This window comes from Novosphingobium sp. MMS21-SN21R (genome assembly GCF_031846015.1).
GTDB lineage: Bacteria > Pseudomonadota > Alphaproteobacteria > Sphingomonadales > Sphingomonadaceae > Novosphingobium.
In genome coordinates this window covers 1,485,857-1,510,482 of sequence record NZ_JAVRDU010000001.1, presented here as the reverse complement: position 1 = coordinate 1,510,482, position 24,626 = coordinate 1,485,857, and the positions used below count along the sequence as shown (strand labels likewise).

24 protein-coding genes are annotated in these 24,626 nt (G+C 62.5%); 3 read left to right on the top strand and 21 right to left on the bottom strand.

What is annotated here, in order from left to right; genetic code table 11:
- Positions 1 to 16 precede the first annotated feature (16 nt).
- From RM192_RS07285 to RM192_RS07190, 20 genes are all read right to left on the bottom strand, one after another.
- A complete protein-coding gene (locus tag RM192_RS07285) occupies positions 17 to 799 on the bottom strand; it encodes a type III pantothenate kinase (RefSeq protein WP_311506882.1) in 783 nt (260 codons plus the stop codon).
- A complete protein-coding gene (locus RM192_RS07280) occupies positions 783 to 1,514 on the bottom strand; it encodes a biotin--[acetyl-CoA-carboxylase] ligase (protein ID WP_311506881.1) in 732 nt (243 codons plus the stop codon). Before RM192_RS07280 ends, RM192_RS07285 begins: the two co-directional genes overlap by 17 nt.
- Position 1,515: 1 nt before the next feature.
- Positions 1,516 to 2,979, bottom strand: a complete 1,464-nt coding sequence (nuoN, locus tag RM192_RS07275) for an NADH-quinone oxidoreductase subunit NuoN (RefSeq protein ID WP_311506880.1) — start codon at positions 2,977 to 2,979, stop codon at positions 1,516 to 1,518.
- Positions 2,979 to 4,514, bottom strand: coding sequence for an NADH-quinone oxidoreductase subunit M (locus RM192_RS07270; protein WP_311506879.1), 1,536 nt, complete (start codon positions 4,512 to 4,514; stop codon positions 2,979 to 2,981). The genes nuoN and RM192_RS07270 overlap by 1 nt, the downstream gene beginning before the upstream one ends.
- On the bottom strand, positions 4,511 to 6,550 hold the full coding sequence (gene nuoL, locus RM192_RS07265) for an NADH-quinone oxidoreductase subunit L (protein WP_311506878.1): 2,040 nt from the start codon (positions 6,548 to 6,550) through the stop codon (positions 4,511 to 4,513). The genes RM192_RS07270 and nuoL overlap by 4 nt, the downstream gene beginning before the upstream one ends.
- 10 nt (positions 6,551 to 6,560) lie before the next feature.
- Positions 6,561 to 6,866 carry an NADH-quinone oxidoreductase subunit NuoK gene (gene nuoK / locus RM192_RS07260; RefSeq protein ID WP_011445933.1) on the bottom strand — a complete coding sequence of 102 codons (306 nt, stop codon included), beginning with the start codon at positions 6,864 to 6,866 and terminating at the stop codon, positions 6,561 to 6,563.
- 112 nt (positions 6,867 to 6,978) lie between these two features.
- Positions 6,979 to 7,596 carry an NADH-quinone oxidoreductase subunit J gene (locus RM192_RS07255; protein WP_311506877.1) on the bottom strand — a complete coding sequence of 206 codons (618 nt, stop codon included), beginning with the start codon at positions 7,594 to 7,596 and terminating at the stop codon, positions 6,979 to 6,981.
- 111 nt (positions 7,597 to 7,707) lie between these two features.
- Complete coding sequence (gene nuoI, locus RM192_RS07250) at positions 7,708 to 8,193, bottom strand: NADH-quinone oxidoreductase subunit NuoI (RefSeq protein ID WP_311506876.1); 486 nt, start codon at positions 8,191 to 8,193, stop codon at positions 7,708 to 7,710.
- Between the two features lie 421 nt (positions 8,194 to 8,614).
- A complete protein-coding gene (nuoH, locus tag RM192_RS07245) occupies positions 8,615 to 9,664 on the bottom strand; it encodes an NADH-quinone oxidoreductase subunit NuoH (protein ID WP_311506875.1) in 1,050 nt (349 codons plus the stop codon).
- On the bottom strand, positions 9,661 to 11,670 hold the full coding sequence (nuoG, locus tag RM192_RS07240) for an NADH-quinone oxidoreductase subunit NuoG (protein WP_311506874.1): 2,010 nt from the start codon (positions 11,668 to 11,670) through the stop codon (positions 9,661 to 9,663). The genes nuoH and nuoG overlap by 4 nt, the downstream gene beginning before the upstream one ends.
- Positions 11,670 to 12,080, bottom strand: coding sequence for a clan AA aspartic protease (locus RM192_RS07235; RefSeq protein ID WP_311506873.1), 411 nt, complete (start codon positions 12,078 to 12,080; stop codon positions 11,670 to 11,672). The genes nuoG and RM192_RS07235 overlap by 1 nt, the downstream gene beginning before the upstream one ends.
- Positions 12,080 to 13,378 carry an NADH-quinone oxidoreductase subunit NuoF gene (gene nuoF, locus RM192_RS07230; protein WP_311506872.1) on the bottom strand — a complete coding sequence of 433 codons (1,299 nt, stop codon included), beginning with the start codon at positions 13,376 to 13,378 and terminating at the stop codon, positions 12,080 to 12,082. Before nuoF ends, RM192_RS07235 begins: the two co-directional genes overlap by 1 nt.
- 123 nt (positions 13,379 to 13,501) lie before the next feature.
- A complete protein-coding gene (locus RM192_RS07225; protein ID WP_311506871.1) occupies positions 13,502 to 14,170 on the bottom strand; it encodes an NAD(P)H-dependent oxidoreductase subunit E in 669 nt (222 codons plus the stop codon).
- Positions 14,170 to 14,523, bottom strand: coding sequence for a nuclear transport factor 2 family protein (locus RM192_RS07220; protein WP_311506870.1), 354 nt, complete (start codon positions 14,521 to 14,523; stop codon positions 14,170 to 14,172). The genes RM192_RS07225 and RM192_RS07220 overlap by 1 nt, the downstream gene beginning before the upstream one ends.
- A gap of 252 nt (positions 14,524 to 14,775) precedes the next feature.
- A complete protein-coding gene (locus tag RM192_RS07215; protein ID WP_311506869.1) occupies positions 14,776 to 15,987 on the bottom strand; it encodes an NADH-quinone oxidoreductase subunit D in 1,212 nt (403 codons plus the stop codon).
- A complete protein-coding gene (locus RM192_RS07210) occupies positions 15,984 to 16,844 on the bottom strand; it encodes an NADH-quinone oxidoreductase subunit C (RefSeq protein WP_311506868.1) in 861 nt (286 codons plus the stop codon). The genes RM192_RS07215 and RM192_RS07210 overlap by 4 nt, the downstream gene beginning before the upstream one ends.
- Positions 16,845 to 16,857: 13 nt before the next feature.
- Positions 16,858 to 17,418: an NADH-quinone oxidoreductase subunit B family protein gene (locus tag RM192_RS07205; RefSeq protein WP_311506867.1), complete on the bottom strand. Its 561-nt coding sequence runs from the start codon at positions 17,416 to 17,418 to the stop codon at positions 16,858 to 16,860.
- Positions 17,415 to 17,789 (bottom strand): NADH-quinone oxidoreductase subunit A, encoded by a 375-nt coding sequence (locus tag RM192_RS07200; RefSeq protein WP_311506866.1) that lies wholly within the window; start codon positions 17,787 to 17,789, stop codon positions 17,415 to 17,417. The genes RM192_RS07205 and RM192_RS07200 overlap by 4 nt, the downstream gene beginning before the upstream one ends.
- A gap of 160 nt (positions 17,790 to 17,949) precedes the next feature.
- Positions 17,950 to 19,380, bottom strand: coding sequence for a coniferyl aldehyde dehydrogenase (locus RM192_RS07195; RefSeq protein WP_311506865.1), 1,431 nt, complete (start codon positions 19,378 to 19,380; stop codon positions 17,950 to 17,952).
- A gap of 23 nt (positions 19,381 to 19,403) precedes the next feature.
- Positions 19,404 to 20,189, bottom strand: a complete 786-nt coding sequence (locus RM192_RS07190) for a prepilin peptidase (RefSeq protein WP_311506864.1) — start codon at positions 20,187 to 20,189, stop codon at positions 19,404 to 19,406.
- Between the two features lie 113 nt (positions 20,190 to 20,302).
- Between RM192_RS07190 and RM192_RS07185 the strand changes: the two genes are divergently transcribed.
- Positions 20,303 to 21,499, top strand: coding sequence for an acetyl-CoA C-acyltransferase (locus RM192_RS07185; RefSeq protein WP_311506863.1), 1,197 nt, complete (start codon positions 20,303 to 20,305; stop codon positions 21,497 to 21,499).
- Positions 21,500 to 21,543: 44 nt separating this feature from the next.
- Here RM192_RS07185 and RM192_RS07180 read toward each other — a convergent pair whose 3' ends face one another.
- Positions 21,544 to 22,038 (bottom strand): SH3 domain-containing protein, encoded by a 495-nt coding sequence (locus RM192_RS07180; RefSeq protein ID WP_311506862.1) that lies wholly within the window; start codon positions 22,036 to 22,038, stop codon positions 21,544 to 21,546.
- Positions 22,039 to 22,156: 118 nt separating this feature from the next.
- Here RM192_RS07180 and RM192_RS07175 point away from each other — a divergent pair, with 118 nt between their 5' ends.
- Together RM192_RS07175 and RM192_RS07170 are read left to right on the top strand one after the other, a co-directional pair.
- Complete coding sequence (locus tag RM192_RS07175; RefSeq protein WP_311506861.1) at positions 22,157 to 23,176, top strand: D-glycerate dehydrogenase; 1,020 nt, start codon at positions 22,157 to 22,159, stop codon at positions 23,174 to 23,176.
- A gap of 133 nt (positions 23,177 to 23,309) precedes the next feature.
- Complete coding sequence (locus tag RM192_RS07170; protein WP_311506860.1) at positions 23,310 to 24,623, top strand: ammonium transporter; 1,314 nt, start codon at positions 23,310 to 23,312, stop codon at positions 24,621 to 24,623.
- Positions 24,624 to 24,626 lie beyond the last annotated feature (3 nt).

Below are 24,626 nucleotides of genomic sequence, written 5' to 3'. Positions count from 1 at the left end.
AGTTCCTTTTTAGACTTCACGAGACGGCCACCCGCTCGGCAAGGATGGCGAGGCCATCAAGCGTCAGGTCGGTATCGACATGATCGAAAATGTCGGTGTGGTCACCGAACAGGATGGCCAGCCCGCCAGTCGCCACGACCTTCGCAGGCCGTCCGATTTCAGCGCGCATGCGGGCGATCAGGCCCTCCATCATCGCGACATAACCCCAGAAAACGCCAATATGCATCTGATCCTCGGTGTTGCGGCCGATCACGCTTTTGGTGCGGGTCGGCGCTTCGATGGCGATGCGCGGCAGCTTGGCCGCAGCGTTGACAAGCGCATCGAGTGAAAGGTTGATGCCGGGCGCAATGATCCCGCCCTTGTAGGCACCGTTGAAGTCTACCACATCGAATGTGGTAGCCGTGCCGAAATCGACCACGATCAGGTCGCCCGGGTATTTCGCATGGGCCGCAATCGCGTTCACGGCCCGGTCTGCGCCAAGCGAGCGCGGCTCGTCCACATCCGCCTCGAAACCCCATTCCACCGGCGGCTGACCAGCGATCAGCGGATCGAGGCCGAAATACTTTTGCGCAAGCACGGTCAGGTTGTGCAGCGCGCGCGGAACGACCGTCGAGACAAGAATCTGCGTGACCGCATTGCGATCCACACCCTCAAGCTGCATCAGTTGGAGCAGCCAAACGGCGTATTCATCGGCCGTGCGGCGGGCATCGGTCGCCACACGCCAGCGCGCCTTGATCGACCGCCCTTCGAACAGTGCGAAGACGATGTTGGTATTGCCGACGTCAACCGCCAGAAGCATGGGAACCCACCATTTCTATATCGCCCGCGTGGATGGCATGGACCGCCCCATCCGCCAAGCGCAGAAGGGCAACGCCGTCATTATCAATCCCGCCGAACGCACCGATGATCTCGCCATGGTCCCGATCCTTGACCGATACAAGCGTGCCGAGGGGCAACGCCCGCGAAAGCCATTGCGCTCGCAGCACGGGCCATTCCCCCAAATGCCAGCGTGTCAGCGCATCTGCAAAGCGAGCAGCCAGATGCTCCGCAAACGTGTCACGCTGAACATCGAACCCCAGTGCTGAGAGCGAAGCCGTAGCACGGCCCGGCACTGATGGTGCCTGCGCAAGATTCACGCCGATGCCGACGACTACCGTATCACGCTGGCGTTCAAGCAGGATGCCGGCAAGTTTGGCGTCGACCACAAGCAGATCGTTCGGCCACTTGAGGACCAACCGGGTCAACTCTGGCGCGGAGTCCATCAGGGCCTGATGCACGGCCACGCCTGCTACCAGCGCCAAAGTCTGCGGCATGGGGTCAGAAGTGCGCAAGTGCACCACGGTCGAACCCATGAAGTTGCCGAACCCATCGGTCCAGACCCGCCCGGCGCGGCCCCGACCGGCGCTTTGCCGGTCAGTGATCAGCCAATGGTTCTCGAACACGCCCTCCCCCGCCCCAACGCGCGCCAGCAGCGCACCGTTGGTCGAGGGGATTTCGGCGACGGTTTCGATCAAGTCAGTACGCGAAGAACAGCGCGGCGGCCGCAGTGTCAGCCAACGAACCCAGGCACTTGGTGCCGAGATAGCCAAGCGGTGAGATTGCCAGCACCGACAGCGCCAGCAATACGGTGTGCGACAACTCGCCCTCGCCCTTCACCTTGTCAGTCGCCTCGTCAAAATACATCACCTTGACGACCTTGAGGTAGTAGAACGCGCCGATCACCGAGGCCGCAATACCGATGGCGGCAAGCACGATCAGATCCGCCTGAACCGCAGCCTGGAACACCACGAATTTGCCCCAGAACCCGAACAGCGGCGGGATACCGGCAAGGCTGAACATCACCGAAGCGAGCGAGAGCGCGATCCACGGGCGGGTCTTGGACAGACCGCCAAGGTCCGAAATCGCTTCGACCTGATCCCCATTCTCGTCGCGTAGAAGCAGCACGGCGACAAAGCCCGCAACCGACATCGCGACATAGATTGCAAGGTAGACCAGCATTGCGGAAGCGCCGGCCTTGGTCGCCGTGGCAAGACCGATCAGCATGAAGCCGACGTTGTTGATCGACGAATAGGCCATCAGGCGCTTGATGTTGTTCTGGCCAATCGCGCCCAATGCACCGATCACGATCGATAGCAGCGAGGCAAAGATCACGATCTGCTGCCAGGCGAAAACCTGTGCGCCGAAGGCTTCGAGACTGACTCGCATAAGCAGGCACAGCGCAGCAACCTTGGGCGCGGTGGCGAAGAAGGTCGTCACCGGCGTCGGTGCGCCTTCATAAACGTCCGGCGTCCACATATGGAACGGCGCAGCGCTGATCTTGAAGGCGAGGCCTGCCAGCACGAAGATCAGGCCGAACAGCGCGCCCGTCGCCATCTCGCCGGAAAGCGCAGCATGGATGCCGGCAAACGCAGTAGTGCCGGTGAAGCCGTAGAGCAAGCTCATGCCGAACAGCAGGATGCCCGAAGCGAGCGAACCCAGCACGAAGTATTTGAGGCCCGATTCCGCCGAACGGTCGTCAACGCGCAGGAAAGCGGCCATGACATAAGCCGCGAGGCTGTTGAGCTCGAGGCCGATGTACAGCGTCAGCAAGTCAGCGGCCGAAACCATCATGCCCATGCCGAGGGCGGCGAACATGACGAGCAGCGGGAACTCCGCGCGCATCGCCTTGAACTTGTCGAAGAACGACGGCGCAACCATCAGGGTCACACCGGCACCCACATAGATCAGCAGCTTGGCAAACGATGCGAAAGCATCGGCGCGGTACTGCCCGCCGAATGCCACCGTGTCCGGCCCCATCGCCCCGCCCCACAAGGCGGGCGCAACGAGGAAAGCACAGGCTGTCAGTGCAGCTACAGCGGCAACCGAGATGGCACGCGAAGCCTTGTCACCGCTCCATGCAGCAACCAGCAAAAGCACAAGTCCGACAACCGAAAGCAGCGTCTCGGGGGCGACAAGCCAGAGCGAACGGGCGAAATCCATCAGTGCGCCCCCCCATGGGCAGTATGTTCTTCAGCGGCGGGCTTGGCGCCACCGGCCTTCACGTCAGCGTCACCCTTGGGCTTGGCTTGGGCAAGTCGGGCATCAAGTGTGGCAATGTCCTTGCGCATCGGCGCGAGGAAACTTTCGGGATAGACGCCCATCCACAGCACGACGGCAGCCAGAGGCACCATCATTGCCCACTCGCGCTTGTCGAGGTCGAGCATCGCGGCGGCATCGGCGTTCTTTTGCACGCCATAGGCCACGCGGCGGTAGAGGTAGAGCATGTAGGCCGCGCCCAGAATGATCCCGGTCGTGCAGACCAGCGCCACCCAGCTCGACATCTGGTAGATGCCAATCAGCGAGAGGAACTCGCCGACGAAACCGCTCGTGCCCGGAAGCCCGATCGAGGCCATCGTGAACAGCAGGAAGAAGATCGCGTAACGCGGCATGTTGATCGAAAGACCGCCGTAACGGTCAATCTCGCGTGTGTGCAGCCGGTCGTAGATCACGCCCACGCAGAGGAAAAGCGCGCCCGCCACCAGACCGTGGCTGAGCATGACGATCATCGAGCCTTCGAGCCCCTGCACATTGAACGCGAACAGGCCGACCGTGACAATCGCCATATGCGCGACCGACGAATAAGCGATCAGCTTCTTCATGTCTGACTGCACCAACGCGATCAGCGAGGTGATCACAACAGCTGCCATCGACAGGCCGAAGATCAGCGGCGCGAATTGCGCCGAGGCTTCGGGGAACATCGGCAGCGAGAAGCGGATGAAGCCGTAGCCGCCCATCTTCAGCAGCACACCAGCCAGGATCACCGAGCCGCCGGTCGGCGCCTGAACGTGCGCGTCGGGAAGCCAGGTATGCACCGGCCACATCGGCATCTTTACCGCGAAGCTGGCGAAGAATGCGAGCCACAGCCAGGTCTGTGCATGGACAGGGAAGTTGTAGGCCATCAGCGTCGGGATGTCCGTCGTGCCGGCTTCATTGACCATCCAGAACATCGCGATCAGCATAAGGACCGAGCCGAGCAGCGTGTAGAGGAAGAACTTGTAGCTGGCGTAGATCCGGTCCGCCCCGCCCCACACGCCGATGATCAGGTACATCGGGATCAGGCCAGCTTCGAACATGATGTAGAACAGGAACAGATCCTGCGCCGCAAACACGCCGATCATCAGCGTTTCCATGATCAGGAACGCTGCGTAATATTCGCCCTGGCGCTTGTCGATCGACTCCCAGCTGGCCCCGATGCAAACCGGCATCAGGAACACTGTGAGTGCGATCAGCATCAGTGCAATGCCGTCAATCCCGAGCTTCCACGAGAAGCCTGCGAACAACGCAGCGCTTTCAGTGAACTGCCACTGCGCGCCGCCTACATCGTAGTTCGCCCAGAGGATCATGCCCAGCGCGAAGTCGATCAGCGTCGCAATGATAGCGACATTGCGCGCCTGCTCGCGCGGGACGACGAGGCAGGCTAGCGCAGCCACCAGCGGCACCAGCAGCATCAGCGAAAGGATAGGGAAGCCCATCATTGTGCGATCACCCAGCTGATCGCGCCGACAAGTCCGACGAGCATGACCAGCGCATAGCTATAGAGATACCCCGACTGGAGTTTGGCGGCGGCGCGGCTACCCTGGGCAACGACCCATGCCGCACCGTTGGGACCGAACCGGTCGATGATCCCTTGATCGCCGACCTTCCAGAACACCCGGCCAAGCCACATCGCGGGCACCACGAAGACATAATGATACAGCTCGTCGAAGTACCACTTGTTGAGCAGGAACTTGTAGAGGAACCCGAACTGGTCGACGAACGCCGCCGGGAACTTCGTGTTCTTGATATAGGCATACCAGGCGATCAGCAGACCAGTGGCCATGACCGCGAACGGCGCCCACTTAACCCACAGCGGCACGGCGTGCATCGCGTGGAGCGTATGCTCAGCAAAGACCAGCGAGCCCTTCCAGAACTCGCCCGAGCCTTCGCTGATGAAGGCATGGTGGAACACGAAGCCTGCGAATACCGCACCGAGCGACAGAATGCCGAGTGGGACCAGCATGTTCAGCGGGCTTTCGTGCGGGTGATAGCCCGCCGTTCCGTCGCCATGTTCGTCGTGATCCGCGTGATCGTCATGTCCGTGAGCATGATCGTCATGCCCATGGGCGGCATGCACCGCGTGCTGGATATGCTCGGACTGCTCCCAGCGCGGCTTCCCGAAGAATGTCAGGAAGATCAGTCGCCACGAATAGAAGCTCGTCAGCAGTGCCGCGAAGATACCGAGGAAGAAGGCGAAATGCCCCAGTTCGGTGCCCTTGGCATAGGCCGCCTCAAGGATCGCATCCTTCGAATAGAACCCGGCAAAGCCGAACACGTCGACAATGCCCACGCCGGTAATCGCCAGCGTGCCCGCCATCATCGCCCAATACGTCAGCGGGATCTGCTTACGCAGGCCGCCATAGTACCGCATGTCCTGCTCGTGGTGCATCGCGTGGATCACGCTGCCTGCGCCAAGGAACAGCAGCGCCTTGAAGAAGGCGTGCGTGAACAGGTGGAACATCGAGGCGCCATAAGCGCCGACGCCCGCCGCGAAGAACATGTAGCCCAGCTGCGAACACGTCGAATAGGCGATCACGCGCTTGATGTCGGTCTGGGTCGTGCCCACGGTAGCCGCGAAGATACAGGTCATTGCGCCGATGAAAGTCACCAGGCCAAGCGCCGTCGGGCTGACTTCGAACATGGGCGACAAACGGCAGACCATGAAAACGCCTGCGGTTACCATGGTGGCCGCGTGGATCAGCGCCGACACCGGGGTCGGGCCTTCCATCGCATCCGGCAACCATGTGTGCAGCCCGAGTTGCGCCGATTTGCCCATCGCGCCGATGAACAGCAGGATGCACAACACGGTCATCGTATCGAAGCGGCCGCCGAGGAACCCGATGGTCGAGCCGGCCATGCCGGGTGCGGCTTCAAGGATCGCCGGGATCGACACGGTGCCGAACACGAGGAACGTGCCGAAAATGCCCATCATGAAGCCGAGGTCGCCCACGCGGTTGACCACGAAGGCCTTCATCGCGGCGGCATTGGCCGAGGGCTTCCGGAACCAGAACCCGATCAGCAGGTACGAGGCAAGACCCACGCCTTCCCAACCGAAGAACATCTGCACCAGGTTATCGGCGGTCACCAGCATCAGCATGGCGAAAGTAAACAGCGACAGGTACGCGAAGAAACGCGGCTGGTCCAGCTCCTCGCTCATGTAGCCCCACGAATAGAGGTGCACGAGCGCCGAGACGCTGGTGATCACCACCAGCATGACCGCCGTCAGCGTATCCACGCGCAAAGCCCATGCGAAATCGAGCGCGCCCGACTTCACCCAGCTCAAGACCGGCGTGACGCTCGCTTCAGCCGTGCCGCCGATGAACGACAGAAAGATCGGCCACGACAGCGCGCACGAGATGAAAAGCGCGCCGGTCGTAATGACCTTTGCGGGCACCATGCCCAGTTGCTTGTTGCCAAGCCCTGCGACGATCGCTGCCAGCAGCGGCAGGAAAACAATGATCAGGATGGAAGACATCGCGCCCAACTCAGCCTTTCATCCGGTTGACATCGTCAACAGCAATCGTGCCGCGACCACGGAAATAGATGACCAGAATGGCGAGGCCAATCGCCGCTTCGCCCGCAGCCACCGTCAGAACGAACATCGCGAAAACCTGTCCGACAAGGTCGTGCAGGAACGCGCTGAACGCGACGAGGTTGAGGTTCACCGAGAGCAGGATCAGTTCGATCGCCATCAGGATGATGATCACGTTCTTCCGGTTGAGGAAGATACCGAGCACGCCCAGCACGAACAGGATCGAGCTGACGACGAGATAATGTTCGATGCCGATCATCGTCCGCCCCCCTGAATAACCGAGATCCGTTCGCTTCGAGCGAAGTCGAGAAGCCGCGCGCACAGTGTCTCGACTGCGCTCGACACGAACGGGACTGGGAAAATCCCGCCAATCACAGCACAACCCCTTTGCCCGTTTCCGGCTGCATGTTGATCGTCGCGTCCTGCGGACGGCGCGCGTTCTGCTTCGCAACGTTCTGCCCGCGCGTGCCGCTGCGCTCACGGTGGGTCAGCACGATCGCGCCGATCATGGCGACCAGCAGGATGATGCCCGCCGCTTCGAACAGGAACAGGTAGCGCGTGTAGAGCAGCGCACCAATGGCCTGAATGTTCGACATGTCGGCAGCTTGCGTGGCCGTCCCGCTGGCAACGCCCAGTTCCACCCCGCCCGCGCCATGCACGACAAGGCCGATGAACAGTTCGACGAACAGCACCACCGCCAGCGCAATGCCGAGCGGGAAGTTCTTGATGAACCCCGCGCGCAGTTCGGCAAAATCGATGTCGAGCATCATCACCACGAACAGGAACAGCACCGCAACCGCGCCGACATAGACGATGACCAGCAGCATCGCGATGAACTCCGCGCCCACCAGCACCATCAGGCCGGCAGCGTTGAAGAACGCGAGGATCAGCCACAGCACCGAATGCACCGGATTGCGCGCAAGGATCGTCACCGCACCACTGAGGATGCAGAGCGTGGCGAACAGATAGAAGGCAAATACCTGGATCATGATTCCCTACCTCCGTTCGCCTCGAGCGAAGTCGAGAGGCCGCGCGCAAGTGTCTCGACTGCGCTCGACACGAACGGGTCTTGGTGCCTGTTGGTCACGTTGATCGGCCCCCTAGCGATACGGCGCATCGGCTTCAAGGTTCGCGGCAACGGCCCGCTCCCACTTGTCCCCGTTCGCGAGCAGCTTTGCCTTGTCGTAAAGCAGCTCCTCGCGCGTTTCGGTCGCGTATTCGAAGTTCGGTCCCTCGACGATCGCATCGACCGGGCAGGCTTCCTGGCAAAAGCCGCAGAAGATGCACTTGGTCATGTCGATGTCATAGCGCGTCGTCCGGCGGCTGCCGTCGTCACGCGGCTCGGACTCGATGGTGATCGCCTGCGCCGGACACACCGCCTCGCACAGCTTGCACGCGATGCAGCGTTCCTCGCCGTTGGGATAACGCCGCAGCACATGCTCGCCACGGAAGCGCGGCGAAAGCGGGTTCTTCTCGAACGGGTAGTTGATTGTCGCCTTGGGCTTGAAGAGATACTTCAAGGTCAGCCAATGCGCCTTGAGGAACTCCCACAGCGTGAAGCTCTTGATGATTTGGGCAGCGTTCATTGGACGAAAGCCTTCCGACGTCGAATATACTTGAGCCCAGAGGCTATCGAACAAGTGCCACGATCAAAGGAATGTCCTGCCGCGTCAGGGTATTCCAATTTTTGCGAAAGGTACGAAATCTTTCCATCCTTGATGCGAAAGTTGGACGGCTCCTGGACCTTCAGACGACGTCCTTCGAAAGAAAAGTTTCGGCTAGACACGGTCAGCGTCTCAGCACGTTTGCGCAACACGCTATCTGCCTTGAACGTGGAACAATCCTGCGGCGGCCCCCCGAAATTCAAACCACCTCCGCAGTTAAGGTGCACGACGGTTTCGAGAAAGCAATCGAGCGTTACCTTACCGTCACGACCGGCCATCTCCGTGGGGACACAGGACACGAACGTTCCAGCGGTTAGAACGGATATAGCGGCGTTTCCAACTCTCATCCTGCCGCCCCATACCTCGTCAGCATCAGCCAACCGCTCACCAGCACCACAAAGCCCAGCGACACTGGCAGGAAGATCTTCCAGCCCAGGCGCATCAGCTGGTCATAGCGATAGCGCGGTACGGTCGCCTTCACCCAGCTGAAGATGAAGAAGAAGAACAGGATCTTGAGCAGCAGCCAGACGAAGCCCGGGATCAGGTAGAGCGGCGCCCAATCGAGCGGCGGCAGGTATCCGCCCCAGAACAGCACGGCGTTCAGCGCGCACATCAGCAGCACGTTGGCATATTCGCCGAGCCAGTAGAGTGCGAAGGCCATCGACGAGTATTCGGTCTGATACCCGGCGACGAGTTCCGATTCCGCCTCTGTAAGGTCGAACGGCGCACGCGCGGTTTCGGCCATCCCCGAGATCAGGAACATCACCCACATCGGGAACAGCAGCGGGTTCGCAACGAAGCCGTTGATGATCCAGACGTGCGATTGCTGCGCCTTGACGATGTCGTTCAGGTTGAACGACCCCGACCACAGCACCACGCAGATCAGGATGAACCCGATCGAGACTTCATACGAAATCATCTGTGCCGAAGCGCGCATCGCCGAGAAGAACGGGTACTTCGAGTTCGACGCCCAACCCGCGATGACCACGCCGTAAACGCCGAGCGACGAGATCGCGAGGACATAGAGCAGGCCGACATTGATATCCGCCAGCACCGCGCCCGAATTGAACGGGATTACCGCCCATGCCAGCAGCGCGACCGTAAACGTGATGATCGGCGCGATCACGAACAGGCCCTTGTTCGCCGCCGTCGGGATGATGGTTTCCTGCAGGAACACCTTCAACCCGTCCGCGAACGACTGCAGCAGCCCCAGAGGCCCGACCACGTTCGGACCACGGCGCAGCGCCATCGCTGCCCAGATCTTGCGGTCGGCATAAATGATCATCGCCACGCCGAGCATCAGCGGCAGCGCGATCAGCAGGATGCCCGCAATCGTGGAGATGCCCCAGGCCCAGTCATACGACAGGCCAAGACCCATGAAGAACTCGGTCATTCCGCGGCCTCCGCAAAGGTTTCACCGTGGATCAGTTCCGCCGAGCAGCGCTGCAACGTCGGGCTGGACCGGGCAATGGCATTGGTGAGGTAGCGATCCTTGATCGGATAGCCCGCGATCACGCCTTCGGCCTTTGCGCCAGATGGAGCGGCAGGCAGCGCGCCGTAATCGGCCAGACCTTCCACGCCCAATGCCAGAACTTCGGCAACCATTGCGGCGCGAAGCTGTTCGAAGCTGTCGAAGCCAACCGACACGCCAAGCGCATCAGCCATCGCACGCAGGATCGTCCAGTCCTCGCGGGCATCGCCCGGTGCGAACACGGCCTTCTCGGCATACTGCACGCGGCCTTCGGTGTTGACGTAAGTGCCGTCCTTCTCGCTGAATGCAGCGGCAGGCAGGATGACATCGGCAGCATGCGCCGCCTTGTCACCATGATGGCCGATGTGGACGATCATCGAGCCTGCAAACTTGGTGAAGTCCACCTCGTCCGCGCCCAATGAGATCACCATCTTGGGCGCGGCGGCGACCAGATCGGCAATGCCGCCCTTCTGCGCATAGCCGAGCATCAGCCCGCCCATGCGGCTTGCGGCCATGTGGATCACATTGAAGCCGTTCCAGCCCTCACGCACCAGATTGAACTGCTCGGCGAATGCCAGACCAGCTTCCACGCCGCCCTTGGCAAGCCCTGCCCCGCCGACGATGATCGCCGGACGTTCGGCCTTGCCGAACACCTCGGTCACCGCGTCGGGCAAGTTCGACATCACACCAGCATCGTCACCGATGAAGGTCGCGGCGTAAGTCGGTTCCCACTGCGGCCCGACGATGAATACCTTCGCGCCCTTTTTCACCGCCTTGCGCAGGCGGGTGTTGAGCAGCGGGGCTTCATCGCGCACCATCGAGCCGAGGATCAGGATTGCGTCCGCGTCCTCGATCCCAGCCAGCGTCGAATTGAAGTTCACCGCCGCAAGGTTGGAAGCGTCATACGACATGCCGGTCTGGCGGCCTTCGAGCAGCGTCGAGCCCAAGGCCCCCGCCAGCTTCTTGGCCGCAAACATCGTTTCGCAATCGACCAGATCGCCCGCGACGACCGCCACCGAAGAACCCGGATTGATTTTGGCCACAGCCTCGAATGCTTCAGCCCAGGTGGCCGCAACCAGCTTGCCATCACGGCGCAGCCACGGCTTGTCGAGGCGGCGGCGCGTCAACCCGTCGACCATGTAACGCGCGCGGTCAGACAGCCATTCCTCGTTCACGTCGTCGTTCACGCGCGGCAACGCGCGCAGCACTTCGCGGCCACGGCTGTCGAGCCGGATGTTCGAGCCAATCGCGTCAGAAACGTCGATCGACAGCGTCTTCTTCAGTTCCCACGGACGCGCTTCGAAGGCATAAGGCGCGCTGGTGAGCGCGCCGACCGGGCACAAGTCGATCACATTGGCCGACAATTCGTGCGCCGCAGCCTTTTCCAGATACGTGGAAATCTGCATCGTTTCGCCGCGATAGAGCGCGCCGATTTCGTCAACGCCCGCCACTTCCTCGCTGAACCGGACGCAGCGGGTGCAGTGGATGCACCGCGTCATCGTCGTCTTGATCAGCGGGCCCATGTACTTCTCGGTCACCGCACGCTTGTGCTCGTGATAGCGCGAGGCACCGCGGCCGTAGGCGACCGACTGGTCCTGCAGGTCGCACTCGCCACCCTGATCGCAGATCGGGCAATCGAGCGGGTGGTTGATCAGGAGAAACTCCATCACCCCCTCGCGCGCCTTCTTGACCATCTCGGAATCCGTGCGGATTTCCTGGCCCTCGGTGGCCGGAAGCGCACAGCTTGCCTGAGGCTTGGGCGGCCCCGGCTTCACCTCGACCAGACACATCCGGCAATTGCCCGCAATGCTCAGCCGCTCATGATAGCAAAAGCGTGGAATTTCCTTACCGGCCAGCTCGCACGCCTGCAGGACGGTAGCGCCTGCGGGGACTTCGAGCTCAACGCCGTCGACTTTGACTTTAGGCATTAGTCTTCTGCCTTTCGCGCATGACGCACACCCATCGCCATCGCACCGGGAATGTTCGGGTTTTCAGGATTGGGGATCAAAACCTGCCTGCGCGGGTCAATCAGAAGGTCCATCGATTCCATGGGGATAGCGCCGAGGAGCACCGTGTCACCCATCACCATCGCGCCCGTGTAAGCCCTGCGACCAAATACTTCGACAAGGATCGGCCCGACATAATCGACAACCTGCTTGTTGCCGTCCGCTGTCGTCACTTCGCGCTGCTCAAGCACTTGCAGCTTGAGTTGATTGACGACGTGCTTGGGGATGCACAGATCGATGGCGCCTGAATCGACGAGCGCCTTGGCGTCCACCTCTTCAAGTTCCGGCCTTGCCGCATTGGCAATCCTGATCCGCTGATAGACGAGGCCCATTACTCCGCCGCCTCCGACAATTCTGGCCGCACGTTCTCGGCAATCCGGCGTTCGATCTCCGGGCGGAAGTGCTTGATCAGGCCCTGGATCGGCCATGCGGCGGCGTCGCCCAGTGCGCAGATCGTGTGGCCTTCGACCTGCTTGGTCACGTTGAACAGCATGTCGATTTCGCTCACGTCGGCATCGCCGGTGCGCAGGCGTTCCATCACGCGCCACATCCAGCCGGTGCCTTCGCGGCACGGCGTGCACTGGCCGCAGCTTTCGTGCTTGTAGAAGTACGACAGGCGGGCAATCGCGCGGACGATGTCGGTCGACTTGTCCATGACGATCACAGCGGCAGTGCCGAGGCCCGACCCAACGGCGCGAAGGCCGTCGAAGTCCATCGGCGCGTCCCAGATTTCGGACGCGGGCACCAGCGGAACCGACGAGCCACCGGGGATGACCGCCAGCAGGTTGTCACGCCCGCCGCGAATGCCGCCGCAGTGCTTCTCGATCAGCTCGCTGAACGGGATGCTCATCTCTTCTTCGACCACGCACGGGCGGTTCACGTGGCCCGAGATCTGGAAGAGCTTGGTGCCCTTGTTGTTGTCGCGCCCGAACGAGGAGAACCACGACGCGCCGCGCCGCAGGATCGTCGGCGCAACCGCGATGGATTCCACGTTGTTCACAGTGGTCGGGCAGCCATAGAGGCCTGCGCCTGCCGGGAATGGCGGCTTGAGGCGGGGCTGGCCCTTCTTGCCTTCGAGGCTTTCGATCATCGCGGTCTCTTCGCCGCAGATGTAAGCGCCCGCGCCGCGATGGACAAAGACGTCGAAATCATAGCCCGAACCGCAGGCGTTCTTGCCCACAAGGCCGGCGTCATAAGCCTCCTGCACGGCGGCAAAAAGCGTCTCGGCCTCGCGGATATATTCGCCGCGAATGTAGATGTAGGCGGCGCGCGCGCGCATCGCATAGCCTGCCACCAACGCGCCTTCGATCAGCTTGTGCGGATCGTGGCGGATGATTTCGCGGTCCTTGCACGAACCCGGCTCGGATTCGTCGGCGTTGATCACGAGGAAGCTGGGACGACCGTCCTTGCTTTGCTTGGGCATGAACGACCACTTCATGCCGGTGGGGAAGCCCGCCCCGCCACGCCCGCGCAGGCCTGAAGCCTTCATCTCTTCGATGATCGCGTCCTGCCCGCGCTCCATCAGGGCCTTGGTGTTGTCCCAATCGCCGCGCGCTTGCGCGGCCTTCAGGTTCCAGGGCTGGAAGCCGTAGACGTTGGTGAAGATGCGGTCTTTATCTTGGAGGCTCACAGGGCACCTCTAAATGCAAAAGTCCGTTCGTCCTGAGCTTGTCGAAGGACGCGCGCCAAGGCCTGCCGTTGCGTGTGTGCTTCGACAAGCTCAGCACGAACGGGGGTGGGAAAGCGGTTCATCTTACCACTCCCCTCGATAGTCATGGTTGGCGTCAACCATCGCGGTCAGATTGCTCAAGGCCCCCGCCGGTTCCACCGTATGACGGCCGGCAAGCTGCGTACCCGTCTTGGGCTGCTTGCCTGCGGCCAGTTCGTCAAGGATGCGGTCCATGTCGGCGGCGGTGAGGTCTTCGTAATTGTCGTCGTTGATCTGGACCATCGGTGCCGAGGCGCAGTTGCCCATGCATTCGACCTCGGTCAGCGAGAACATGCCGTCCGCCGTGGTGTGACCCTTGCTCAGGCCCTTGGACTTGCACGCCGCCATGATCTCGTCCGACCCGCGCAGCATGCACGGCGTGGTGCCGCAGACCTGCACGTGGAAACGCCCGATCGGCGCGATGTTGTACATGGTGTAGAACGTCGCCACCTCGACCACGCGGATCACCGGCATGTCGAGATACCTGGCCACGTATTCCATCACCGGAATCGGCAGCCAGCCTTGCGTGTTAAGCTCGGCCCCGACCTGGCGCTGCGCCAGATCGAGCAGCGGCATCACCGCCGACCGCTGACGCCCCTCGGGGTAGCGCCCGACGATGACCTTGGCCTGCTCGGCATTGCCCGCAGCCCATTCAAAACCGCCCCAGCGCGCGCGCAAGGCGGGGCTGTCAGGTTCAATGTGACGATCAGCCATTAGCGAATAAACTCCACCCGAGAGCACTTGTCGCCCTCGAAAGAATAGACTGCGACCACCTCGAACGGTTCGACCAGCGCCGAACCATCGGTCGCCTCGCCGCGCGTCACATGTTCGCGCATCAAAACATAATTGCCGATGGCCTGCCCCTCGACGATCTCGGCATGGTTCTGCGGCCAGCGCGCGAACGCGGCAGCAAGCCCGGAGCGCGTGCCCTCCTTGCCCTCGCGCACCACATCCCCACGATAGTTCGCCTCGCAGGCGTCGTCGGTCATGTACGAGACGTAACTTTCCACGTCCTGCGCATTATAGGCAGCGATCATCGCCTTGGCGGTTTCGAGGTTGCTAGACATTTGGCACCACCTTCGACCGCTTTGCTCTCACTACCTTAAGCAGCCCGCCAATCACTGCTACACCAACGGCTGGTACCCACGTTACGGTCAACATTAGTATCGTTACGACCAACACATCATTGAAATCAATTGGCCCTCTCGGGGTTGGCAGGCCCATCCGCGATACGACGTAGCCGCCGACTGCAAGTGCTGGGATAACAAGGACCGCCAGCGACACACTGGCGATCCTGCTCCATGACGCGAGAAGCCACCTCACCGGTCACACTCCCCGAACACCACGTCGATGGCGCCGATGATCGCGGTGACGTCGGGCAGCATGTGGCCGACGCTCATGAAGTCCATCGCCTGAAGGTGCGAGAACGCGGTCGGGCGGATCTTGCAGCGGTACGGCTTGTTGCTGCCGTCCGAGATCAGATAGACACCGAATTCGCCCTTGGGGCTTTCGGTCGCCACATAGACTTCGCCTGCCGGAACGTGGAAGCCTTCCGTGTAGAGCTTGAAGTGATGGATCAGCGCTTCCATCGACTGCTTCATCTCGGCGCGCTTGGGCGGCACGACCTTGCGGTCAGTGCTGGCGATCGGGCCTTCGGGCATCTGCGCGATGCACTGCTGGATGATGCGCGCCGACTGGCGCACTTCTTCCACGCGGACCATGAAGCGATCGTAGCAATCGCCGCTCGTGCCGACCGGAATGTCGAAGTCCATGCGGTCGTAGACGTCGTAGGGCTGGCTCTTGCGCAGATCCCACGCGATGCCCGAACCCCGGATCATCGGGCCGGAAAAGCCCCAGCGCACGGCGTCTTCCTTCGACACGATACCGATATCGACATTGCGCTGCTTGAAGATGCGGTTGTCGACGACAAGGCTCATCGCGTCGTTGAACAGCGGGTGCAGCCGCGTGTCGATCCAGTCGGCAATGTCAGCCAGCAGCTTGAGCGGCACGTCCTGATGCACGCCGCCGGGGCGGAACCATGCCGCATGCATGCGCGCGCCCGATGCGCGTTCGAAGAAGTTGAGGCAGTCCTCGCGGATCTCGAACATCCACAGGTTCGGCGTCATCGCGCCGACATCCATCACATGTGAACCAAGGTTGAGCATGTGGTTGCAGATGCGGGTCAGTTCGGCGAACAGCACGCGCAGGTACTGGGCGCGAAGCGGAACCTCGATGTTCAGCAGCTTCTCGATCGCCAGCACATAGGAGTGCTCCATCGCGAGCGGCGAGCAATAGTCCAGCCGGTCAAAGTAGGGCAGCGCCTGCAGGTAGGTCTTGTGCTCGATCAGCTTTTCAGTGCCGCGATGCAGCAGGCCAACGTGCGGATCGACGCGCTCGATGATCTCGCCGTCCAGCTCCATCACCATGCGCAGCACGCCGTGCGCCGCCGGGTGCTGCGGGCCGAAGTTGATCGTGTAGTTGGTGATGACCTCGTCACCGGTGGTCGGCGATTGTTCAAGCGAGAGGCTCATGCGCCGTCTCCATTGGTCTTTGCATCGCGCGGTTTGCGATCCGGGCGATCTTCGGTCGGCTCAGGCGCGGCGGGCGCATCCTTGGCCGAATCTGCAGGCGGCGTTGCCTTGGCGGCCTCGGCATTTGCTTTCTCGCCAGCGCCGGTATCGGCGGGCTTGTCGGTCGTCTTGGGTTTGTCCACCGAAGGCGTACCCTTGGTATCGGGAGCTGTTGCGACTGGTGCAGGCGCAGGAGGCGGAACGACCGCCTTTTCATCGCCCGGCAGCACGTAGTCCGCACCCTCCCACGGGCTCATGAAATCGAACTGGCGCAGATCCTGTGCAAGCTGCACCGGCTCATAGACCACGCGCTTGTCTTCCTCGGAATAGCGCAGTTCGACATAGCCGGTCAGCGGGAAGTCCTTGCGGAACGGATGCCCCTGGAAGCCATAGTCGGTGAGGATGCGGCGCAAATCGGGATTGCCCGCAAACAGCACGCCGAACATGTCATAGACTTCGCGCTCGTACCAACCGGCGTTGGGCCAGAGCGTGGTAACGGTCGGAACTGGCGTCGCCTCGTCCGTCGAAACCTTGACCACGATGCGGTGGTTTTTCGTCAGCGACAGCAGGCAATAACACACCTCGAAGCGGTTGGCCCGCTGCGGGTAGTCGACGCCCGCGATGTCCATCAACTGCTGGTATTCGTGGCCATCGCGCAGCAAACGCAGCGCATCTTCGGCACGCTCGCGCGCCACTTCGATCACGATCTCGCCGTGTTCCTCCTTCGAGGACACGACCATGTCGCCCAGCGCGGCAACGAGCGTGTCATGCACGCCGTCGTTCGAGGTCCAGCGCGGTGCGGGATGGAGAACGGTCATTGCCCTGCCCTCCTCAACGCTCAAGCGTGCCGGCGCGGCGGATCTTCCGCTGCAATTGCATCACGCCGTAGAGGAGCGCTTCGGCGGTCGGCGGGCACCCGGGGACATAGATATCAACGGGCACGATCCGGTCACAGCCGCGAACGACGCTGTAGCTGTAGTGATAATAGCCGCCGCCGTTGGCGCACGATCCCATCGAGATCACGTACTTGGGGTCCGACATCTGGTCGTAAACCTTGCGCAGCGCAGGGGCCATCTTGTTGCACAGCGTGCCGGCCACGATCATCACGTCCGACTGGCGCGGGGATGCGCGAGGGGCGACGCCGAAGCGCTCCATGTCATAACGCGGCATGTTCACGTGGATCATCTCGACCGCGCAGCAGGCGAGCCCGAAGGTCATCCACCACAGCGAGCCGGTGCGCGCCCACTGAAACAGCTCCTCGGTCGATGTGACGAGGAAGCCCTTGTCGTTGACCTCGGCGTTGAGGCTGTCGAAAAACGACTGGTCGGGCGCGGCTACCGCACCCTGATTTGCCGTTATGAGCGATGAAGAAGTGGTGGCCATGTTGCTCATTCCCAGTCCAACGCGCCCTTCTTCCAGGCATAGATAAAGCCGATCACCAGTTCGCCCAGGAACACCATCATCGTGATCCATCCGGCCCAGCCGGTTTCCTTCAGGCTGACCGCCCATGGAAACAGGAACGCCGCTTCAAGATCGAAGATGATGAACAGGATGGCGACGAGATAGAACCGCACGTCAAACTGGCTGCGCGGGTCCTCGAACGCGGGGAAACCGCATTCGTACTCGCTGTTCTTTTCCGCGTTCGGGTTATGCGTGCCGGTCAGCCGGGCGACGCCCATCGGCAGAAACACGAATGCCGCCGAAAGCGCGAGCGCGATCCCGAGGAAGATCAGGATCGGCAGGTATTGAGACAGATCGACCAAGGGGCTGACTCGCGTAGCTGCAGGTTTCGCAGCGCCCTAGTCCCGCCGCCGCCTCTGCGCAAGTGGTGTGCACCCCTCAATGCGCGGATTCCGTCACCCTTTTAGCGCCCCTTTGGCCATATCGGCTTTCGTCGGCGTCCGACGGATTCGTATGCAACACTTACTTCAGCTGCATCTTCAGCGTCCGCACCGTCGCCGCGCCATAGGGCGGCATCAGCCCGGCCAGCTTGCCGACGTTGATTTTCGGCTGCGTATAGACCGCGCGCGCATGGCTGAAGCTGCGGAAGCCCTCGATCCCGTGGTAGCTGCCCATGCCCGAAGGTCCGATCCCGCCGAACGGCAGATCGTCCGCCGAGACATGAAAAATTACATCGTTGATCGTCACCCCGCCCGAAATCGTGCGGCTCAGCACGGCTTCGCGCTCGGCACTGTCGTTGCCGAAGTAATAGAGCCCCAGCGGGCGATCGTGCGCATTGATATAGCCGATCGCCTCGTCGATTCCGCGATAGGTCTTCACCGGCAGGATCGGCCCGAAGATCTCGTCCTGCATGACCTTCATGTCATCGCGCACATTGCGCAAGATCGTCAGCGGCAGCTTGTTGCCATTCGATCCTGCAAAGTTCTCCCCGCCCGGATTGACGACAATCGCTTCTGCCCCCCGTGCGACGGCATCGTCGACCAGTCCCGCCAGCCGGTCGCGGTGCCGGCGGTTGATGACAGAGGTGTAGTCGTCATTCGCCAGAAGCTTGGGATACATCGTTGCGACGCTGGCCTGCAGCGCGCCAATCGCCTGCATTTCCATGTCCTCGGGGACCAGCATGTAATCAGGTGCGAGGCAGATCTGTCCGGCGTTCATCATCTTGCCCAGCGCGATGCGGTCCGCCGCCTTGGCCACATCAACGCCCTTGCCCAGAATCGTCGGCGATTTGCCGCCAAGTTCCAGCGTGACGGGAACGAGGTTGTCTGCCGCCGCATGCAGCACATGCTTGCCAATGGACGTCGCGCCGGTGAACAGCAGGTGATCGAACGCCATCCCGCAGAAGTCCTGCCCGGTCTGCGGCCCGCCCAGCACGACGGAAACCTCGTCCTCGGCAAAGAGGCGCGGGAACAAGTCGGCCATCAGTTGCGAGGTCCGCTCGGTAAACTCGCTCGGCTTGAGCATCGCGCGGTTGCCCGCCGCAAAGGCCTGTGCGAGCGGGGCCAGCGTCAGCCCTACCGGGAAGTTCCATGGCGCAACGATGCCGATCACGCCCTTGGGCTCGTATCGCACCTCCGCCTTGGCCCCCAGCAGGCCGAGCGGGAAATTGACATGCCGCTTCTCAGGCTTCGCCCAGCCTTTCATCCGCTTCTGCGAATAGCGCACCATGCTGAGCGCGGGCATGACGTCGGTCAGCATCGACTGTTCATGGCTGCGGTGGCCAAAGTCGGCACTCATCGCCCGCGCAAAATCCTCACCGTGCGCCAGCAGCAGCTTGGCAAGACGCTCGAGCCGGTCATGCCGGGTAGCAAGCGGTTCCGGACGGGCTGCCATGAACGCGGCCTTCTGGCGATCAAGCAGTGCCGTCATGGCTTCGCGCGTGGTTTCGTGCATCGCAGTCCTGCTCCCCGAATCGCTTATCCCAGTCCTTGCAGCAGGAAGATCGGCCATGCCGTAGCGGCAAGGCATGTTCCCAGAGGCAGAGCCGTGTCGGCTGCAACCTTACGCTTGCTTACAAGCATGACAATAGCCGCCGCAATCCCGACAATGCTCGCTCCGAGCATGACTTCGACCACGCCGAGCGGTCCCACCCACAGGCCGATTGCGGCCATGAACGGCGGATCGCCCGCCCCCATGCCCTCGCGCCCGCGCACCTTGAGATAGAACCGCGCAATGCCCCACAGCATGATGTAACCGATCGCCCCTCCGCTCAGCGAAACGAACAACGGATCGGCACTCCCCTCGCCCCAGCAGCGCGCCGCGACAACCACAAGCCCGCTCACGGCAAGCCAGCCTACCACCACGCGCGGCAGCCATAGATGGCGCAAGTCGAGCAGGCCGAGCAGCAGCAACTGCCATCCCAGCACCATCGCGGCCAACGCCAGTCCTTCGCGGGCGAGCACCACGCTGACCACGCCGACAATTGCACCGCCCATTTCGCAGGCCAGTTGCCAGCGGCCAATCGCACTCCCGCAAGTCCGGCATTTGCCGCGCTGGATCAGCCAAGACAGCACCGGCACCAGTTCCACCACCGTCAGTGCCTTGCCGCAGCCATCGCAGGCCGATCGCCCGGTCACCACCGAGCGCCCATCCGGCAGGCGTTCGAGCGCCGCGCCAAGAAAACTGCCGATCACCGCACCAAGCACAGCGGCACCGGCAAGCAGCACGACCAGCGACATGCCCGGAAATACGTTTGCTCCCATCGCTGCTACCTTTGCCCCATTTGCTTTCGCTGCGCTGCAACACTAATAATGGATAGGTCTGCGGGTGCCCGCGGCACTCACGCAGCGCTTAATCCATCAGGGGCAATCAAGCCATGGCACAGTTCTCTTCCGCCGATCCGGTCGTCATTCTCTCCTATGCCCGCACCCCGATGGGCGCGATGCAGGGCTCGCTTGCGGATGTCGCAGCCACCGATCTTGGCGCAACCGCCGTCAAGGCCGCCGTCGAACGCGCCGGAATCGCGCCTGACAGCATCGAGCGCATCTACATGGGCTGTGTCCTTCCCGCCGGGCTCGGCCAGGCCCCTGCCCGCCAGGCCGCGATCAAGGCCGGCCTGCCCAAGTCGGTTCAGGCGACGACGGTCAACAAGGTCTGCGGCTCGGGCATGCAAACGATCATCATGGGCGCCGAAGCGCTCGCCTCGGGCAGCGTCGACATGATCGTTGCGGGTGGCATGGAAAGCATGACCAACGCCCCTTACCTGCTCAAGAAGCACCGCTCGGGCGCGCGCATCGGCCATGATACCGCCTATGACCACATGTTCCTCGACGGGCTCGAAGACGCCTATGAAGCGGGCCGCGCCATGGGCACGTTCGCGCAGGACACCGCCAACGCCTATCAGCTCACCCGCGAGCAGCAGGACACCTACACCATCGAATCGCTGCGCCGCGCGCAGGCAGCAGTTGCGGACGGTACGTTCAAGGACGAGATCGCACCCGTCACGGTCAAAAGCCGCTCAGGCGAAATCGTGGTCGATACCGACGAAGCACCCGGCAAGGGCCGCCCGGACAAGATCCCCGGCCTCAAGCCCGCCTTCGCCAAGGACGGCACGATCACGGCGGCAACCTCGTCGTCAATCTCTGACGGTGCCGCTGCAGTCACCTTGACGCGCGAAAGCGTGGCCAAGGCTGCCGGCCTTTCGCCGGTTGCACGCATCGTGGCTCTGGCCGCCCATGCGCAGGAACCCAAGGACTTCACCACCGCGCCAGTCGGTGCGATGCAGAAGGTGCTGGACAAGGCCGGCTGGTCAATCGCCGATGTCGATCTGTTCGAAGTCAACGAAGCCTTCGCCTGCGTCGCCATGTTTGCGATGCACGATCTCGGTATCCCCCACGAAAAGATCAACGTAAACGGCGGCGCCACCGCACTTGGCCACCCGATCGGTGCATCGGGCACGCGCATCGTCACCACGCTGATCGCTGCACTGAAGAAGCACGGTCTGAAAAAGGGCGTTGCCAGCCTGTGCATCGGCGGCGGCGAAGCCACCGCGCTCGCCATCGAACTCGTCTGAATCCGGCACTTTCCCCGGCCGCAAGGCCGGGGACGCCATCCCGTTCAGGGTTTCTGCGCGCCCCACACGCTGTCCGCGCGGATAAAGCCCTTGCGGCCATCGATGTCGAAGCCGCACCATCCCGCTGCGCATTCACCCAGCTTGCCGATCACGCCCGGCGCGACGCGCCACAGAATGCGCCCGCTGCCATCCTTGTTGGCGCGGATGCCGGTGATGCTGCCATCGACGATCCCGGCGCGTTCGCGTGTCAGGAACTGCGCCAGAATCCAGCCGCGCGATCCGTCCTTGTCCTCGACCAGACGCCAGCCGCCCATCACGCGCAGCGCTTTGAGCGGCACGCCTTTGCGCGTGTAGGTCCAGCTTATGCGATAATCGCGGCCTGGCCCTACCCGCATGTTGGCCTTGTCCTTGCTGGTCGAGACCCAATATGGCCCTTCATTGTCATCGGCCTGAGCCGAAACTGGCCCGGCAAGCCCGAGCAGCAACGCCGCGCACGCCGCAAAGGCCGCTGTGTATCGATGCGCACGAATGTTTTTCATGTTCCATGCCGTCGCAAAATTGCAGCCCGAGAGCAACTCTTTGACGCATGCTGTCCACCACTGCAGGCCACCCTCGCGCTTGACCGCCTGCCCTGCCAGCGCCTAGCCTTGTCCCACGATGCCAAGTTCCGCCGAATATCGCCCGACGCGCCGCGTAGAGGGCAAACCCCGCGTGATCGTCACGCGCCGTCTCCTGCCCGAGACCGAGGCCAGGATGAGCGAATTGTTCGACGTTACACTTAGTGCCGACGACAAGCCGATGACGCGCGACGCGCTTGTTGCGGCCATGCAGGCGGCGGATGTGCTGGTCCCAACAGTGACCGACCGGATCGACGCTGCGATGCTCGCCGAAGCCGGCTCGCAGCTCGGCCTCATTGCAAATTTCGGCGCCGGCACCGAACATATTGACCTTGCCGCAGCCCGTGCGCGCAAGATCATCGTCACCAACACCCCCGGCGTGTTCACCGACGATACTGCCGACATGACCATCGCGCTGATCATCTCGGTCGCGCGGCGGCTCAACCATGGCGGGCGCGTGCTGCGCGCTGGCAAGTGGGAAGGCTGGGCACCCTCGACCATGCTCGGCCACCGCCTCGCCGGAAAGACGCTCGGCATCGTCGGGATGGGCCGGATCGGACAGGCCGTGGCGTGGCGCGCCCGCGCGTTCGGCCTCAGCGTGGCCTATCACAGCCGCCACCGATTGCCCGAAGCACAAGAAACGATGTTCGGTGCGAAGTTTGAACCGAACCTCGACAAACTCGTCGCTGAAGCCGACATCCTCACCCTGCACTGCCCGGCAACCGCAGAAACGCATCATCTGATCGACGCCCGGCGCATCGCCCTGATGAAGCCCGAAGCCTATCTGGTGAACACCGCGCGCGGGCAACTGGTCGAGGAGGAAGCGCTGATCGCCGCGCTGGTCGAAGGACGCATCGGCGGGGCTGGTCTCGACGTGTTCGAGCATGAGCCCCAGGTCGATGCCCGCCTGCTCGCGCACCACAATGTCGCCATTCTGCCCCACATGGGGAGCGCCACATTCGAAGGGCGCATTGCCTCGGGCGAAAAGGTCATGGCCAACGTCCGTTTCTGGGCCGACGGCCACCGCCCGCCCGATCAGGTTCTGGAAGGTCTGGTCTGACCGTCGCTGCCTGAACCACATTTTGGCACAACAATCGTTCGCATGCCCGCTTGTGCGCTGCTGCAATATTGCACTAGAGCCTGTCCCGGAGAGGATCTGGCGTCGGCCCTGTCGGCGCGAGGGGGAGATGTCTATGCGTAAAATTCTGGCGACGGCACTGGCCGCCGCAGCGGCGCTGTCGCCGATCCTGGCGCACGCCCAGGCCGATATCGTCAGCGTCGAGGACGTGGCGGACTCCGGCGATACCGCCTGGATTCTCGTCTCCTCGGCATTCGTGCTGCTCATGGCAATGCCGGGCCTGACGCTGTTCTACGGCGGTCTTGTGCGGGCCAAGGGCTTCCTGGCCGTGCTGGTGCAGGTTGGCGCCATCGCCGCCGTCGCATCGGTGCTGTGGATCATGGTCGGCTATACGCTCGCCTTCGGTGACGTCAGCGGCGGCTGGCTCGGCAGCGGCAACGCCTGGATGCTGCTCGACCTCGGCAATGTCCGCGCCAATACCGCCATCCCCGAAAGTGCGTTTGCACTCTTCCAGATGTGTTTTGCGCTGATCACGCCCGCGCTGATGGTCGGCGCATGGGTCGATCGCGCGCGTTTCGGCTGGGTCGTGGCGTTCAGCGCGCTGTGGGGCCTGATCGTCTATGCACCGGTCGCGCACTGGATCTGGGGCGGCGGCTGGTTATCGTCGAAGTTCGGCACGCTGGATTTCGCAGGCGGCATCGTCGTCCACACCACCGCTGGCATTTCCGCACTGGTCGTGGCGATGCTGCTGGGCAAGCGCACCGGCTTCCCCAAGACGCTGATGCTCCCGCACAGCCCCGCGCTGACCATGGCCGGTGCCGCGCTGCTCTGGGTCGGCTGGTTCGGCTTCAACGGCGGGTCGGCTCTTGCCGCCAATGACGATGCGGCTTCAGCCATCATCAACACCCACGTAGCGGCCTGCGTTGCCGCGCTGGTCTGGCTGGTCATCGAAAAGTTCTCGGTCGGCAAGCCCACCTCGGTCGGCTTTGCCACGGGCGCGATTGCGGGCCTCGCCACGGTCACGCCTGCCGCCGGCTTCATCGCACCGGGCGCCGCCATGCTGCTCGGCGCGATTGCTGCCGTGGTCTGCTACCCGATGATCCAGTTGGTGAAACAGAAATTGCATGTCGACGATTCGCTTGACGTCTTCGCCGTGCACGGCGTTGGCGGCATGATCGGATCACTGTTGCTCGCCGTGTTCATCTCGCCCACCTTTGGCGGCACCGGCTATGCCGAGGGCATGGACCTTGTGCGCCAGTCTGTCGCCCAGATCGCTGGCGTCGGCGTCGTCGCGCTGTGGAGCGCATTTGCCACCGTGGTCTGCGCCTTGATGGTCTCGATGATCATCCCGATGCGCGTCAGCGATGACGAAGAACGCGAAGGGCTCGACATCACCAGCCATGGCGAACGCGCCTGGGAATTCGACTGACGC